Here is a 15991-nt window from a genome sequence, read left to right as displayed (position 1 = left end):
GCGATTAACTATAACGACTAACTGAATAAAAATAGAGACAAGCGTATATGAGTAATAATAACAATAAAAGCAGGGCAGCCATTGGTTTACAGGAAAGCTGGGCCAGTAACATCAGCGATTATTTTTTGCTGCGCCGTCAGCAAACATATTCAGCCTATAAAGTAATTGACGCAACGGCTAATACTGATAGCAAGCAAGTCGATAAAGAAGAAAGCAGCCATTTATTTAGCGCTTTATTCATTATGTTGGCGACGCATCTGGAAGAAGGGCATACGGTATTAACCATTGAGGTAGCTGAAAATGAAAAGCCACTGCAAGGTCAAATCAATGGCGAATTAGTCACGCTATATGCTTGGCAGCAGCAGTTGTTAGTGATGCTAGCAACGCCAATCCTAGCGCTGATTGATGCTCAAATAGATACGCAACAAGAGGATGATGTTACAGATGAATCATCACTATTTGGTTTGCTACATATCTTGTTTGGTAAGCGCGCTCAGATATGGGCGCAGCTGGCACTTAGCAATCATGAAAAAGAGATACTGGTCAAGCGTTTTGATACGGTTGCTGCGCTCTATCAGTTACTGAAAAATACTGAATTCGCAGCTTTCATTGAGTTAATCCATAACCATGCTTTATTCGCTAACGTCAATGCTGATGACGCTAATACAGAGGCTAGTAATAGTGAAAATAAAAATAGCCTAAGCAAAATTAAACAACCCATTGTCTATCAAGCAAGCAACAACGAAAAAGAAAAAAATCCAAAAATATCCCTGACTTTTTGGTTACACCGCGCATGGCAAGCAGAGTTTAACTTAGCAAAGAAAATTAATACTATTTTAAATCAGCAGATAAAACCTTTGACAATAGCAATACCAGAAAACCTTCATGAGCATCAGATAAGGGCTATTGACGTGGCTAACAATAGCGCATTTAGCATTATCACTGGTGGCCCAGGCACAGGTAAGACTTATACCGTGGCTCAGTTAGTTATTGCACTGCAACAAGCCGTTGAGAGTAGGGGTGATGGAGATAAAAGTGTCAGATTTAGTACTGACAGTGCCAGTTTAGCGCTAGCAGCACCGACGGGTAAGGCCGCCCAGCGAATGCAGGAGTCTTTACAAGCCGCTATAGACGCTGCGGATATTGACATTCAGTTGCAAGAAGCCAAAACGATTCATCGCTTATTAGGCATTGGTCGAACGGGCAAACCTCGTTACGATGCCAATAATCCACTCGGCGAAGACATTATCATCGTTGATGAGGCTTCTATGCTAGGGGTTGAATTGGCAAATTATCTGGTAAGTGCGGTAAAGCCAGGCGCAAGGCTCATATTGTTAGGAGATGCGAACCAGTTGGCAGCGGTAGATGCAGGGGCAGTATTGGCTGACTTGTGCCGCATTGCGCGGCTGCAGCCTATACATGTGGAGCTAACCGAAAGCCGCCGATTTAGCGCAGATTCTGGTATTGGTAAACTTGCGTATCAAATCAACAAAGCAGAGGCAGATACTCAAGCCATTTGGCAATTACTAAGGCAGGATAAGGCACTGAATTTTCAATATGTAAATATATTTCAAGCAACAATGAATACTCTTTCAAAAGACAAGATAAAAAATAGCCTAAGCAATAATAAAATAATTTCAAAAGTCTCAAAAAACTACTCAAACTACTTGGCAAAAGTAACAATTCTTCTGAAAAATCCGATAGAAAAATCCATGCCAGAATCAGTAAAGGGTACAATTACTTCATTAATGCAGACATTTAACCAGTTTAGAGTTTTGACTGCTGGTCATAATGGCGAGTGGGGTGATCACTACATTAATAACTATTTGACCCAGTGGCATATTACTGAGCTCAAGCTACCGTTAGGTCAAAACACATGGTTTCATGGTCGTCCTATTATGGTTCTGCAAAATAACTATGAGCTTGGATTGTTTAATGGTGATATTGGTTTTTGCTTGCAAACAAGTGATGATAGGAGCCGACTTGAGGTATTCTTTGAAAATAAAACCCAAGGAATCGCTGTCAATCTACTAAATGAAGAAGTCATTGCCACAGCGTATGCCATGACCATTCATAAATCACAAGGGTCTGAGTTTGATCATGTGGCGATTACTTTTGATAATAGTCATGCAAGATTGCTAAGCAAAGAGCTTATTTATACCGCAGTGACCCGCGCTAAAAACCAAGTGACTATATATAGTACCAAACATGCTTTTGAGAAGGCGATCCAGACACCGACTGAGCGCCATACTGGTTTGGCATTACAGTTTTAATTGGTATTGATTGCGCTTATTATCAAAAACTATAGTTAAAACACCTTAAAATCGCTACGATGCCGCTGATATCAATTTTTCTTGCTTGCTGTAGCTACGCTAGCAAGAAAAATTGATATCAGCGGCACGTGATGTATCGATATTACTTTTCTATGACTATACGTAAATAAATACACTTAGCAATTAGCAATAAAAAAGCACCCAATGGGTGCTTTTTTATTGCTTAACATAGTCAACAGGAAATTGACTAAACTTTGTCTTCTTTAATAGCATAAATACCAGGCAAATGACGCAAATAACCATGGAAATCCATACCACAGCCGTAAACATAGCGATCAGCGACGTTAATACCAACAAAATCTACATCAAAATCTGCAACTTTGCGATCATGTTCTTTATTGAGCAGTACACAAGACTCAATAGACAAAGGGTTTTCTTTACCCAACTCTTCAACGATTGTTTTTAAGGTAATGCCTTCATCAAAAATATCATCAATCAGTAAAACATGTTCGCCGGCAATGCTGACGTCAGGCTTGAATTTCCAGTCAAGCTCATTAGTACCTTCGTTATCACGGTAGCGTGAGGCATGGATGTAGTGCATACGATGATAAAAGGTCAGGTGAGTTAAGAGTTGACCGGCTGGGATAAGTCCACCATTCATAACAACCATGACAATTGGATTTAAACCCGCATAATGCAGATTAAGCTGCGCGGCAAGACGCTCATAAGCAGCAGCAACTTCAATACTGCTGATTAGGCATTCTGAGTTGCGTAATGTTTTTTCAATTTCTTGATTGCTGATTTGGGTCATCGGATATGCCTTTGGTAAAAAGTGCCGCTTATTTTAGCAAATTTTAGTGAATATGCCCAATACCATCTGACTTTTAAGGCAAAATTAATCAAATGCTGGCACTTATTCTGGCTTTTCTACGATAAAAGGACGGTAATAGTTCGCCAAACGATTCAATGAGCTGTCTGGTAAATCAGGCAACAGCTTATTGAGTGCCATGTTCATACCTTTATCGATAGCTGCCTTAGCAACGGGTACAGATTTACGTTTAATCATACCCAGCTTCAAGGTTTCGGCAAAGCGGCTGATAAAGTGAGTCAAAGTCTGTTCATTCATGGTTTCAAGCGCCGTTTTAAATATCTTGGTATCCACATGTTCGGGAGTGATGGCTGCAAAACCTTTTTGAATGATGGCAGTATCTTGTTCTGTGAGTTTAAAACCCACGCGTTTTAGACCCTCATTATCGATAAAGGTTGCCCGATCTCTTAGAAAATGAAAACTTGGCAATACTTCTTCATTGTTTTCTTTACCCAGTAAAATATTAAGCAAGGTATCAGTCGCGCGCTCAACGGTGGCAACCACTTTACGCATGGACGCTTGGCGTTCAGGATTTGGGATAATATCAACCAGACCCACCAATAAATTATCAATAAGATCGCGCGCTGTCTGATGTGTCAAAGCATCACGATACGGGTAGTATGCTACTTCCTCATTCGATGCAATGATTTGCTCAGCTTCAACGATTAATACTTTTAATTTATCTGAAGGTACAAACCCAAAATAATGCGCCATTGTGCTTCCTTTATTTGTTGTTGTCGATGTTTAACCAACGTTACATTCGTCGTTAAATCGGTTAGTATTTAAATGGGTTGCCAACCAAAAATTCACCATATCATATAATGACTGATGACGTCTGCTAACTATAGAGTTCAGCGGCATTAATGGATGATGATATGACAAGATTTCTATCAACTGTTAAATTGCTTACGGGCGGGTGCACTGAGTCACTAGCCGAAGACTAATTTAACATATTTTTTATATTCTAAATTAAAAAGCTTGAACTTATAAGGCTACCCATTACTTGTCTAAGGAGAGATAAGATGAATAGTGCAATCGTGCTAGTGTTTGCTGTTGCCGCTATGCTTTGCGGTTATGTGTTTTACTCAAAATTTATCGCTACTAAAATTCTAGCATTGGATAATAGTATCCCCACGCCAGCGCATACGATGAAGGATGGGGTAGATTATATCCCCACCAATAAATATGTGTTATGGGGACACCATTTTACTTCAGTCGCAGGGGCGGCGCCAATTATTGGTCCTGCCATTGCGGTTATTTGGGGCTGGGTACCTGCTATCATTTGGGTGGTATTAGGTACTATTTTTATGGCGGGTGTCCACGATATGTCTGCTATTTGGGCAAGTATGCGCAATCGAGGTCAGTCGATTGGCTCGATTGCCGGTACGGTCATGGGTACACGTGTGCGCAGCTTAATGATGATCGTTATCTTTTTATTATTACTGATGGTGAATGCGGTATTCGGCGTTGCTATTGCTAATATGATGATAAAAACCCCATCCGCTGTGTTGCCAGTTTGGGGTGCTTTGATAGTGGCCTTTATCATCGGTCAATGTATTTATCGCTATAAGATGAATCTGGTTTGGGTATCAATCATTGGGGTCACGGCTTTATATGGGCTTATCTATCTTGGTCCTATGTTCCCTATTGTGTTACCTGAGACATTCTTAGGATTACCTGACAATGCTGTTTGGATTATTATTTTGTTTGTCTATGCGGCGATCGCGTCTCTGTTACCAGTCTGGATGCTGTTGCAACCACGCGATTACATCAATGGCTTGCAGTTATTTGTCGGTCTGATTTTATTGTACGCTGCCATCTTTATTGCGACGCCGAATATTGTCGCGCCAGCAATAAACACAGCATTGCCAATCGGTACACCATCTATGCTGCCTTTATTATTTGTGACCATTGCTTGTGGCGCCATCTCAGGCTTTCATGGTTTGGTGGCGACGGGTACGACGTCTAAGCAGATTGATAAAGAAGAAGATGTACGATTCGTTGGTTACTTCGGTGCCATGGGTGAGGGTATGTTGGCACTTGGCGCGATACTTGCGGCAACTGCAGGCTTTGCAACCCTTGGCGATTGGCAAGCGGTGTATCAAAAATTTGGCGACGGCTCTATTGGCGCTTTTATTGATGGCGGCGCGACCATATTAAATGCAGGTGTTGGCATTGATATGGTTTTATCACAGACGATGTTGACGGTGATGGCAGCATTGTTTGCTGGTACTACGATGGATACTGGGGTACGTTTGCAACGCTATATATTCCAAGAGTTCGGTGAGATTTATAAACTGCCTGTACTGAATAAGAGTGTGGTGGCAACATTACTTGCCGTTGGTAGCTGTTTGTTATTAGCCTTTGGTGCTGGTGGCATCGATGGTGCTGGCGGTATGATTATTTGGCCGTTATTTGGCACAACGAATCAGCTAATGGCTGCATTAACCTTGATGATTGTGACCGTTATTTTGTTACGTAAAGGCAGACCTGTATGGTATACCTTAGCGCCATTATCGTTCTTACTGGTCATGACGGTGTTTGCGTTATTGATTCAGCTAAAAACCTTTTTCAATGACGGTAACTGGTTGCTTATTATTATGGATATCATCATCTTGATAGCCACGATTTTAGTGACGTTTGAGAGTCTATCGGTACTGCGCAAAGAGTGGTCGATACACAAAGGCAAAAACAACCTCTAAGCCATGTTGAATACCTAGTTAGATACTTACTGAAATACGATAAAAACGCTAGCAGCAATTGCTGGCGTTTTTTGTCTTCTATAGGCATGATAGATAATAAGTATACGAAAAATAAGAGTCATTATGGACAACACAGATATAACAAAATCTACAAAAAACCTTAAGCCATGGTGGCAAAGGTTTACGGCTGGGTTAAATGAGTTTTATCATGCGCCTTATCGTCAAACAATGGCACGCGCGGCGCGTGATGAAGAAGACTTTTTTATGCTACTGATGTTTGCTGAAAGCTTAGGTATCGATAATCCTGCCAGCTTTTATACCCTAGAGTTACAGCCGTTATTTTTAGAAAATTTTCATGAATGGCATACGCGCATGGGTATGGATAGATGCCCTTTTGACCATGTAGGTTGCTGCTAGTTTGCTTTAAATTAATTAAAATGAGATAAAAGTATGGCATTACACCCTTTACCTGCATTGGTAGAACAACTGGCAACACAGCCGATTATATTTATCGGTGGCAAGGGCGGCGTCGGTAAAACCACCACTGCCGCCGCACTTGCCAGCTATTATGCTAATCAAGGTAAAAAGACGCTGATTGTCTCAACCGATCCGGCGCACAGCTTGGGCGATGTGTTAAACGTCCCGCTAAAAAACCAAAAAACAGTCGTAACTCCTTATCTAGATGCTATTGAACTCAATCCTGATATCATCGTCGATGAGCATTTCGCTCAAGTGGAGCGCACGATTACCTCCTATGCCAATCCAGACATGATGCCCAAAATTCGTGAGCATTTGCGGTTATCAAAATCAGCACCGGGCGCTCAAGAAGCCGCGATGCTCGAATCCATGTGCCAACACTTAGTTGCAGCAGCAGATGCTGGCTATGAGCACATTATTTTTGATACAGCGCCTACAGGACATACACTGCGTTTATTGGTTTTGCCTGAGATGATGGGAGCATGGACAGATGGGCTGCTCGCTCAGCAGCGAAGGCAGGCAAAACTGCGCTCAGTGGCGAATCATTTAGACAGTCACAATATAAACAGCAGTCAAAACGACATAAATAAGGATGTGCCAAATCCATTTGCCGAAAAAAAATCCGACCGCTGGGAGCAAGCAGTATCCGTACTCGAAAAACGCAAACAGCTGTTTCGTCAGTCAGGATTGCTGCTACATGACCATGCAAAAACCGCCATCGTATTAGTAATGACGGCTGATGTATTACCCTTGGCTGAAACCAAGCGGGCGATAGAGCAGTTAGAAGACAGTAAGCTTATGCCAGCGGCGATTGTAATCAATCAATTGATATTACCGACCCAATCCGATGCGTTTTGGCGTCATCGCGCTGAGCGTCAACAGCAATTAATGCAAGATATTGAGCAAAACTTTACCCATTATCCGCTATATCCAATATACCTGCAGCAAACCGACGTGCGCGGTACAGATGCCTTGAGTGCATTAGTAAGCCCAGCCTCGCAATAAAGCTAAATATCCAGATATATCCTCTTAAATATGGCCATGTATCATTATCATGGCTGACGCTGATATGACGATAACTTACTTGCCATCGACCATGCCATATCTGCTCGTAACAACTGCGCTTGTTCAGACTTGCCGCTACTAAGTGACGACCATTGCGGTTTACCGCGGGCTTTTTTGAGCTCGCTTGGCAATTTATGCGTTGCCCATGGCGTGATGGCATTACTATTGTCATCGCTATCAATTGACGACTCACCGTTATATATCATCTGGGTAGCATCTGTTGCCGCATGACCGCGATGGCGTAGCGCATTCAGTAAGTCAAGCGCCCGAGTCGCCAGCAAGGTCAAAGTTGCAGGGTCAATATATAACCGCTTAATCCCTGATATCTTATCAGCGATACTACCAGTATTGGACAGCAGCCCACCTGCAATACCACCGATGGCAGCGCCCAATCCTAAGGTGGTACCAAGTGCTGCTGCATCAATACCTAGCCCTAGTAACGCGCCCGCAGCCGCACCAGAAGTAGTACGAATACCATAGCTTTTTAGCAGTTCAGGGTCAAAAGGGTCTTGCTGATAGGCTTTGAGCTCAAGCGGTGTTGCTGCCACTGCATTATCATAAAACTTATACAGATTCAGTAGATTGTGCTGCATAGCACGCTCACTTTGCCTAACAGCTTCTTGCATTTGCTCTAATACTGGCATGGGATCATCATCTTCGCCAATCTCACGCACAAAAGCGGCAACATTTAACAAAAAATCCGCAATAATAATGTTGGCATCATCATATAACTGCGCCCAGTTTTCAGTTCGACGCGCCATCAACTGCTCAAGCATCTCTGAGTGAGTGAGCATGGTCGCAAGATTCTGCCACAGGCGCATCTCATCGTTAAATTCAAAAGCCACGGAGTCAAAACGAGTAGATATATGCAAATTACGTCTTGCCAGCATGGTCTGCCAGTCGTCAATATTGGCATCTTGCGCGTCTGTAAAGTTAAATACAGGCATCACAGGAATCGCAGCCCAAGACAAAATAGCCAGCTCATCTTTATATTTACCGAGTACAGGCTCTCGTGCATCAACGACATAAATCGCCATATCACTTGCCAGCAATTGACGGATAACTTTTGCCTCTTGGCTATAATCATCGTAGTTACTGTTAAGTCCACTGTTATTAGTATCACTGGTGGCGATATCTGCTGCCAAAAACTGTTGCAGGCGCTCAATACCATCACGGCGACTGGCAGTATTGTCCTCAAGCCAGTCCATCAGTCCAGAGGCATCCTCTAAACCTGGCGTGTCATATAGCGAGACCAATACTTCACCAGTTTGGCTGTCAGTCAGCTGAGCACGCTCCACATGGCGCGTGGTCGCCGCTTCGTTTTTTACTTCACCAAAATAGACGTCACGTAATAGCGTGCGTAGTATAGAGGTCTTACCGGTATTGGTATGCCCAACAACAGCCAGTTTCAGTGCTTTACCACTGGCAATGGTTTTTTTTGTTATCGAGCGGCGCTCTTCTGACTCACTTAGTGGCTGCTTGGCTACTGTCGTTACTGGTGTGACTACTGGCGCTGCTTCAGCATCGACTTCATAAGCTTTATCAGCAAAAAGACCAACAGGCTTATCGAGTTTTTGTTGGCTGTGCTGGTCATGCAGCTCATTATTGCCCTGATTATTATTGTCATTATTCATAATAGAATCTTATATTGGTTATTCATATCCAAAAGCACCATAGCTTTTATTGTAGAACAAATTGTGTGCTATTTCGGTATTAATACTGACCATCTTACTTAAATGAATGATCAGCAATGATAAGCTCAGTATGCCGAGTCAATCAATTATTGACTAAACCGATGTTGCGGGCAGATAGGGCGGTTTGCCACTGCTGATAACGAACATGCTGATTTTCTAAATGCGAGTCTGAACCAGCATCTAAGACATCATTGTCCGTACTATGCTGCCCAGTTGGGCTATTATCCTCTAACAGTTGAACAATCAGCCCATGCTTGGCATGACTGGCGATTTGATCAAGTTTACGCAACGTACCACGGTCAGGTAGCGCTTTAAAATGAATACCGAGCAATACCTGTACCGGATGTTCATCTAAATAAGCCTTTAACCGTGCCATATCATCACGGTCATCGACAATACCGAAATTCTCAATATTGCTATTATTGGTGCTGCCTGTATTGAGACCTGTCTGCCACCAGTTATCCTGCTCTGCTGGATATTCAAGTAAGGCGAGCAGTTTCTTGCCAGCACTGACAGTCGCTTTTGGAGCAATAGGCGCGGGCGCTTGTTGAAAGTCATCAGCATCCACCACATGCCGCTGCCAAAAATTTATTATCTTTTGATAATAGGGTAGCTTTATGTCCAAACGCATTTTTTTGCGACGGAACATCAAGGCACAAAACACCCATGCGACCGCGCGCGGCACAATACCGTACATCAACAAGCTACCAACCAACAATCCTGCCCATTGCCGCGCGACAGACAAAGGCATGGCATCAGTCACCAATCGGCTCTGTACGATAGCCGTACTGTCCGGAACATCAAATCCAACCATGCTTGGCAGCCAGCCAAGTACCTGCGTCAAAGTAATCAGCGCCTGATCTGATAGCAGGGTTGACTCCCAACTAAAGCTGTATTGGCGCACAATCAACAGAAAAATAATCGCAAGCAGCATACCTGTTAAGGTTGCCAGCCATAACTGATGGCTAAACCTGCCCAAATACCAACGCATACCACTATGTTGCAATTGACGCTCATACAGAGTGACTGCCGCTTTGGTCACATCATCCTTACCACGTATCAAATAACTGGGACTGACAAAACTGGCAAACCAATTTGACGTTTGCTTGCCTTGATTGATGAGCGTCATGATCAGCCAACCTACTAGCATGATGGTATGAAAACCCAGCAAGCAAACCAACACATAAAAGAAGTTCACCACATTGGTCTGTAACAAGGTGAACAATCCCAAGAATCCCGAGAGACACCAGACCACGCTCATAACAACCATAATGCCTTTGATACGACCATCAATTTTACCGAGCACGCCTGCCAGCGCGCCATTGTTGTCTATTCGTGATGCCCGGCGATGCAGTTTTTGTAGTGGCGTGCCGTATTCACTTTGCAGTTTTTCAGTAATGAGTAGCGGGTCGGTGGCAAAGACATGCTGCTGCGTCTCAAGCGTGCGTACAAGCTCAGTCAATTGGTCTTGGGTCGATAGCATGGTCTGATGTCCGTATAATCAATGGTGAAATGATATATAAAATGTGTTAAAAATTAAGGCAATGATTGCTTTATTTCTGATAGTTATCGGTGTTAATTTTAACTATATTGGTTTCACTAACAAAAAACCTGACCATATGGTCAATAATAACTGGTAGTTATCGTAAATAAGCGGTATGCTAAAAACACATTAGAATCCTGATTTAAATGTTTTCATCAAATACGCTACCTATTCTAATGTCAAATTCAGATTATACACAGCGCTATCTGCCGTTATAAACAAAAGTAGCGTAATATCTGAATAATAATAAAGAGTGACGAATAAAAGGATGATAGGCCTTTTTAGTAATATAGGCAGCGTATTTGGTTTCATCATAATCTTGAGTCCCATTCTAGGAGTTGTCGAAGAACAAGCCTAGAACATATCAACAACAGAAACAGAACACGAAGGACGGCTATTTAATATGGATATTAAATCTACTTCTCAATCGGCAGTTGCCCGCCCAGAAGACGAAAATTTGGGTATTGGTGCCAATATTGCTTATGGCTTTCAACATGTACTGACCATGTATGGCGGTATTATTGCAGTTCCATTGATTGTTGGACAGGCGGCTGGATTATTACCCGCTGAAATCGGCTTATTAATTGCCGCCTCATTATTTATCGGTGGTATTGCGACTTTATTGCAAACGATTGGCGTGCCATTCTTTGGTTGTCAGCTGCCACTTGTACAAGGTGTATCATTTGCGAGTGTTGCAACCGTGGTTGCGATTGTGACGACGGGGGGCGGACTACCTTCTGTGTTTGGTGCTGTCATTGCCGCCTCTGCGCTGGGCTTTTTGATTACGCCTATTTTCTCCCAGATTATCAAGTTCTTTCCGCCATTGGTCACCGGCACCGTCATTACTACCATTGGTTTGACCTTGATGCCAGTTGCTGCTCGCTGGGCAATGGGCGGCAACAGCAACTTACCTACCTTTGGTAGTATGACCAATATTGGTCTGGCTGGCTTCACGCTAGCGATGGTGTTATTACTAAGTAAGCTTGGTAATGCGGCAATCAGTCGCTTATCAATTCTATTAGCGATGGTCATTGGTACTTTTGTTGCTTGGGCATTAGGCTTGGTGGATTTCTCTGGTATTACGACAGGCTCTATTTTTGCTTTGCCAACACCGTTCCATTTTGGTATGCCGACCTTTGAGATTGCGGCAATTATCTCTATGTTTATCGTAGTATTGGTTATTTTGGTTGAAACGTCAGCAGATATTTTGGCGGTTGGCGATATTATTGAGACGGATATCGATTCAAAACGTCTGGGTAATGGACTACGAGCTGACATGGCAGCCAGTATGATTGCCCCTATATTCGGCTCATTTACTCAAAGTGCTTTTGCACAAAACGTAGGTCTAGTTGCAGTAACGGGTGTTAAAAGCCGTTTTGTAGTCGCTTACGCCGGTATTATCTTGGTTGTTTTGGGCTTGATGCCGATTATGGGTCGTGTTATCGCTACTGTTCCTACCGCTGTACTTGGCGGCGCCGGTATCGTCTTGTTTGGTACGGTTGCAGCCAGTGGTATTCGTACCCTTGCGCAAGTCAGCTACACCAATAATATGAACCTCATCATTGTTGCGACCTCTATTGGTTTTGGTATGCTACCGATTGCTGCACCAGCATTTTATGATCAATTCCCAGACTGGTTTGCTACGATTTTCCATTCAGGTATCAGCTCTGCGGCTATTATGGCTATTGCCCTAAACTTGTTATTTAACCACTTAAAAATAGGTAATTCAGACCAACAGTCCGTATTCGTTGCTGGTACAGAAGACCGCTCGGTGCGTCCTGTGGTGATGGTTGATCTATATGAAGGCGATTATTTTACTGAAGGCAAATTGTTTGATTGCGATGGGAAAGAGATTCCTGTATCAAAAGAACCGGCTCAGCATTAGTCTCTGAGAAGACTAATGCTGCAATGCTAAACAATTAAAATAAACGTATAAAAAGCTGCCTGTTATGGCGGCTTTTTTGTTCTTGTGCATATCCTGTTTTATAAAAATAATGCTGCAAACATTCATTATTTGCTCAGTGTTCAAGATATAGTCAGTGAAAAGTAATATCGACACATTAGGTACTGCTGGTATCAATTTTTCTTGCTTGCTGTGCCTATGCAGACAGAGGCTGCAAAAAATTTATACCAGCAGCGCTGTAGCGTTTTTGAGATATTTTAACTATAAGTGACACACTCCCCCTATGGTAAATAGGTTTACATTGAATCAATATAGTAGGAAGTAGTTTACTATTGCGTCATAACCGCTATAAATACTCACAAGGATGAACGCCTTATGAATACTAAAAATTATTTTATCATTGGCGGTACAGGTGGTATCGGTAAAGCCATGGTTGAGCAACTGGTACAAACTGCGACCAATGAACACGCCAGCACTGGTACGCATAACAGTACGAACAGCAATACTGACATCCGCGTCTTTGCCACGTACCATAAAAGCGTGCCTGATTTTGAAGCAGAGAATCTGTACTGGATAGCCATGGATATCTGTGACGAGCAAAGTATCAAACAAGCAGCTGAGACGATTAAGCAGCAAACCACCTATATAGATTGGGTGATTAATTGTGCTGGGCTGCTGCACACCAAGACGCAGCAGCCAGAAAAAGCACTACAGCAGCTTGAAAGTGAGTTTTTTTTACAGAACATGCAGGTCAATGCTTTAGCAAGCTTGCTTATTGCCAAGCATATCAAGCCGCTATTGGCAAAATCTGAACGCAGCTCAGACAAGCCGGCGATTTTTGCGACGATATCAGCGCGGGTAGGTAGTATCAGTGACAATCAACTTGGCGGTTGGTACAGCTACCGTATGAGTAAGGCGGCACTCAATATGGGTATGAAAAATCTGAGTATCGAGTGGAGTCGCTCTCTTAAAGACGTCTGCGTGGTAGTGATGCAGCCCGGCACCGTCAATACGCAACTTTCAGCTCCGTTTCAGGGCAACGTAGCTGACGGACAGTTGTTTTCGCCAGCCTACAGTGCTGAATGCTTGCTTGAAGTGCTCAGCAAGATGGGTGCTGCCCAATCAGGGAGTTTTGTGGATTGGGCAGGGGAATCGATACCGTGGTAAATACTGAAGTAACAATCAAAAATAATAATCAATTGCTTAATAGGTTACCAATAAATCCATAAATTCGTTCACCGGTGTTTGCTCTAAGCGCTGCTGATCGCCACACAATGCAAAAATCTCTGTACAGCGACTGTCGATAAACCGCGTGGCAAGACTGGCACGAAACTTGGCCTCCAATATCGGCAAGCCTTCATTACGGCGGCGTTTATGACCGATAGGGTATTCAATCGCCACCTTGTCGGTACTACTGCCATCTTTAAAGAATACCTGAATGGCATTGGCAATCGAGCGCTTACTTGGATCATGATAGTCTTTTGAATAACCAGCATCTTCTTCAACGACCATCTTATGGCGCAGACCATCAATCAAAATATGATGCTCGGCATGATAGTCATCTTCATAGTTTTCAGCCATCAAATCACCGGTGAGTAAAGCCACAGCGACCATATATTGTAAGCAATGATCGCGATCGGCAGGATTGGACAGCGTGCCTTCTTTTGAGATGATGCGAATAGCAGACTCATGAGTCGTTAGGATGATTTTTTCAATATCTTCCATGCGGTCATCGATACGTGGATGCAAGATAACGGCCGCCTCACAAGCAGTTTGCGCATGGAACTCAGCAGGGAAGCTTATCTTAAATAAGATATTCTCCATCACATAGCTGCCAAACTCGCGCTGAAAGGTAAAGCGGCGCTCGTTTTCAGGCTTGAGCGCCAAATCCTTATTGGTATGACTAAAGAGCACATCATAAAAGCCCCATTGCGGCGCTGTCAATGCAGAGGGAATGCCCATTTCACCGCGGCGCGTGATATCGACTAAACGCACAGCGCGACTGGTCGCATCACCTGCAGCCCAAGATTTACGGCTGCCAGCATTGGGGGCATGACGATAAGTACGTAGCGCTTGACCATCGACAATCGCTTGTGAGATAGCTGCCATAACACGCTCATGGGGCAAGTCATATAATTTAGCAACCACGGCAGTCGACGCCAACTTCACTAAAAAGACATGATCAAGTCCCACGCGGTTAAAGGAGTTGTCTAATGCCAGCACGCCTTGAATCTCATGTGCCATAATCATGGCCTCTAATACGGCTTTCATCATAAGCGGCGCACGACCCTGACTGACGTTTTGCTGGCTGATATAATCCGCCACCGCCAAAATCGCCCCTAAATTATCAGAAGGGTGCCCCCATTCGGCAGCGAGCCAAGTATCATTATAATCAAGCCAGCGTACAATGCAGCCGATATCAAAGGCGGCTTTTATAGGGTCTAGGCGGTAGGAGGTACCAGGGACACGTGCGCCATTAGGGGTAATTTGATCAGGACAATCAGGACCTAAATGCTTGGTACATTCAGGGAAGCGCAATGCCAGTAGTCCGCAGCCAAGCGTATCCATAAGGCAGTAGCGAGCGGTATTCCAAGCATTATCGCTGTTTGGGGAGTCGTTATCTATAGAGTAGTTGAGTACATAATTGGCGATTTTTTCAATCTCACCGTCATACTCTGGTCGGACATTACTTTCGACATTGGACATAATCGTTACCTCTTCCTTGAGTCAGATATGTAAGTAACTTATCAATCCTATTACGAATCAATAAGTATGCTATCAAAAATAGCACACTCACAATCGAAGCACAGTGAAGTAGTGTAAGACCTGCCTTTAGGGCAACAAACCTTTAGACCATTAAATACAGTAAACCAATAATAAACAACAGTGCCAACATCAATAGCAAAAAGCTAAGAATGCTATTGGTAGCGCCTGAGCTTTCTTTTTTTACCTTTATCTTTTTAATAATAGGTAACACCATGATGACATGCTCAATGCCGTCCTCAAAATAAGGCTCACCTTCAGCGATAAACCCAAGAGAGTGATAAAAATGTAATAAATAGGTCTGGGCTGAGATGATGATAGGCTTTTTACCGTATTTTTTACGGCAATATTTGATGGCCTCTAGCATCATTTGCCGTGCAACACCATCACCGCGGTGCGCGGCTAATACCAGCACGCGACCAATCGAGGGAATAGGACCGGATGCGGTGACGACGGATTTTTTGCTATTAAAAACAGGCGGAATGATACGGCAATAGCCAATCAGTTGCTCGTTTTGGTGCGCGACCAGATGTAAGCAGTCAAAATCAACCTCGTCCATGTCTTGATAAGGGCAATTTTGCTCAACCACAAACACTTGCGAGCGCGCTTTTAAAATATGATATAGATCAACAGAGGTTAATTCATCAAAGGTTTTTATCGAAATTTCACAAGTCATAATCACACAGCTTCTAACGATTTAAAG

The 15991-nt window shown here is 43.3% G+C and carries 12 protein-coding genes; 6 read left to right on the top strand and 6 right to left on the bottom strand.

The genetic code is table 11. The features are described 5' to 3' along the window. Window positions 1-47: 47 nt before the first annotated feature. Window positions 48-2273, top strand: coding sequence for an exodeoxyribonuclease V subunit alpha (recD, locus tag JMW90_RS00700; RefSeq protein WP_201561207.1), 2226 nt, complete (start codon window positions 48-50; stop codon window positions 2271-2273). 247 nt (window positions 2274-2520) lie between these two features. Here recD and JMW90_RS00695 read toward each other — a convergent pair whose 3' ends face one another. Together JMW90_RS00695 and JMW90_RS00690 are read right to left on the bottom strand one after the other, a co-directional pair. Further along, window positions 2521-3084 carry a hypoxanthine-guanine phosphoribosyltransferase gene (locus JMW90_RS00695; RefSeq protein ID WP_201561206.1) on the bottom strand — a complete coding sequence of 188 codons (564 nt, stop codon included), beginning with the start codon at window positions 3082-3084 and terminating at the stop codon, window positions 2521-2523. Between the two features lie 102 nt (window positions 3085-3186). Further along, window positions 3187-3855 (bottom strand): hypothetical protein, encoded by a 669-nt coding sequence (locus JMW90_RS00690; RefSeq protein ID WP_201561205.1) that lies wholly within the window; start codon window positions 3853-3855, stop codon window positions 3187-3189. Between the two features lie 308 nt (window positions 3856-4163). Here JMW90_RS00690 and JMW90_RS00685 point away from each other — a divergent pair, with 308 nt between their 5' ends. The 3 genes from JMW90_RS00685 (at window position 4164) to JMW90_RS00675 (ending at window position 7325) form a co-directional block, all read left to right on the top strand. Then, window positions 4164-5843: a carbon starvation CstA family protein gene (locus JMW90_RS00685; protein WP_201561204.1), complete on the top strand. Its 1680-nt coding sequence runs from the start codon at window positions 4164-4166 to the stop codon at window positions 5841-5843. A 123-nt stretch (window positions 5844-5966) separates the two neighbouring features. Continuing rightward, complete coding sequence (locus tag JMW90_RS00680) at window positions 5967-6260, top strand: cory-CC-star protein (protein ID WP_201561203.1); 294 nt, start codon at window positions 5967-5969, stop codon at window positions 6258-6260. A gap of 33 nt (window positions 6261-6293) precedes the next feature. Then, window positions 6294-7325: an ArsA family ATPase gene (locus JMW90_RS00675; protein ID WP_201561202.1), complete on the top strand. Its 1032-nt coding sequence runs from the start codon at window positions 6294-6296 to the stop codon at window positions 7323-7325. Window positions 7326-7372: 47 nt separating this feature from the next. Here JMW90_RS00675 and JMW90_RS00670 read toward each other — a convergent pair whose 3' ends face one another. After that, on the bottom strand, window positions 7373-9019 hold the full coding sequence (locus JMW90_RS00670) for a DUF3482 domain-containing protein (RefSeq protein ID WP_201561201.1): 1647 nt from the start codon (window positions 9017-9019) through the stop codon (window positions 7373-7375). A 142-nt stretch (window positions 9020-9161) separates the two neighbouring features. Then, complete coding sequence (locus JMW90_RS00665; RefSeq protein WP_201561200.1) at window positions 9162-10562, bottom strand: DUF2868 domain-containing protein; 1401 nt, start codon at window positions 10560-10562, stop codon at window positions 9162-9164. 463 nt (window positions 10563-11025) lie between these two features. Between JMW90_RS00665 and JMW90_RS00660 the strand changes: the two genes are divergently transcribed. Beyond that, the gene (locus tag JMW90_RS00660) at window positions 11026-12507 is read left to right on the top strand and encodes a nucleobase:cation symporter-2 family protein (RefSeq protein ID WP_201561199.1); all 1482 of its coding nucleotides are present in this window, start codon (window positions 11026-11028) and stop codon (window positions 12505-12507) included. Between the two features lie 393 nt (window positions 12508-12900). Further along, the gene (locus JMW90_RS00655) at window positions 12901-13692 is read left to right on the top strand and encodes an SDR family oxidoreductase (RefSeq protein ID WP_201561198.1); all 792 of its coding nucleotides are present in this window, start codon (window positions 12901-12903) and stop codon (window positions 13690-13692) included. Window positions 13693-13728: 36 nt separating this feature from the next. Here the strand turns inward: JMW90_RS00655 and JMW90_RS00650 are convergent, their stop codons facing one another. Continuing rightward, on the bottom strand, window positions 13729-15231 hold the full coding sequence (locus tag JMW90_RS00650; protein ID WP_201561197.1) for a bifunctional 2-methylcitrate dehydratase/aconitate hydratase: 1503 nt from the start codon (window positions 15229-15231) through the stop codon (window positions 13729-13731). A 142-nt stretch (window positions 15232-15373) separates the two neighbouring features. Further along, window positions 15374-15964 (bottom strand): GNAT family N-acetyltransferase, encoded by a 591-nt coding sequence (locus JMW90_RS00645; protein WP_201561196.1) that lies wholly within the window; start codon window positions 15962-15964, stop codon window positions 15374-15376. Window positions 15965-15991: the final 27 nt, after the last annotated feature.

The sequence above is a fragment of the Psychrobacter glacincola genome, assembly GCF_904846215.1.
In the GTDB taxonomy this organism is placed as follows: Bacteria; Pseudomonadota; Gammaproteobacteria; order Pseudomonadales; family Moraxellaceae; genus Psychrobacter; species Psychrobacter glacincola.
The sequence above is the reverse complement of the archived record's forward strand: the minus strand, read 5'-3'. Positions and strand labels throughout refer to the sequence as shown.

What these genes read in the sequence shown, in the direction of transcription:
- JMW90_RS00650 (WP_201561197.1), bottom strand. Translation starts at nt 15,231, where the DNA reads ATGTCCAATGTCGAAAGTAATGTCCGACCAGAGTATGACGGTGAGATT.
- JMW90_RS00680 (WP_201561203.1), top strand. Translation starts at nt 5,967, where the DNA reads ATGGACAACACAGATATAACAAAATCTACAAAAAACCTTAAGCCATGG.
- recD (WP_201561207.1), top strand. Translation starts at nt 48, where the DNA reads ATGAGTAATAATAACAATAAAAGCAGGGCAGCCATTGGTTTACAGGAA.
- JMW90_RS00645 (WP_201561196.1), bottom strand. Translation starts at nt 15,964, where the DNA reads ATGACTTGTGAAATTTCGATAAAAACCTTTGATGAATTAACCTCTGTT.
- JMW90_RS00690 (WP_201561205.1), bottom strand. Translation starts at nt 3,855, where the DNA reads ATGGCGCATTATTTTGGGTTTGTACCTTCAGATAAATTAAAAGTATTA.
- JMW90_RS00660 (WP_201561199.1), top strand. Translation starts at nt 11,026, where the DNA reads ATGGATATTAAATCTACTTCTCAATCGGCAGTTGCCCGCCCAGAAGAC.
- JMW90_RS00685 (WP_201561204.1), top strand. Translation starts at nt 4,164, where the DNA reads ATGAATAGTGCAATCGTGCTAGTGTTTGCTGTTGCCGCTATGCTTTGC.
- JMW90_RS00665 (WP_201561200.1), bottom strand. Translation starts at nt 10,562, where the DNA reads ATGCTATCGACCCAAGACCAATTGACTGAGCTTGTACGCACGCTTGAG.
- JMW90_RS00675 (WP_201561202.1), top strand. Translation starts at nt 6,294, where the DNA reads ATGGCATTACACCCTTTACCTGCATTGGTAGAACAACTGGCAACACAG.
- JMW90_RS00695 (WP_201561206.1), bottom strand. Translation starts at nt 3,084, where the DNA reads ATGACCCAAATCAGCAATCAAGAAATTGAAAAAACATTACGCAACTCA.
- JMW90_RS00670 (WP_201561201.1), bottom strand. Translation starts at nt 9,019, where the DNA reads ATGAATAATGACAATAATAATCAGGGCAATAATGAGCTGCATGACCAG.
- JMW90_RS00655 (WP_201561198.1), top strand. Translation starts at nt 12,901, where the DNA reads ATGAATACTAAAAATTATTTTATCATTGGCGGTACAGGTGGTATCGGT.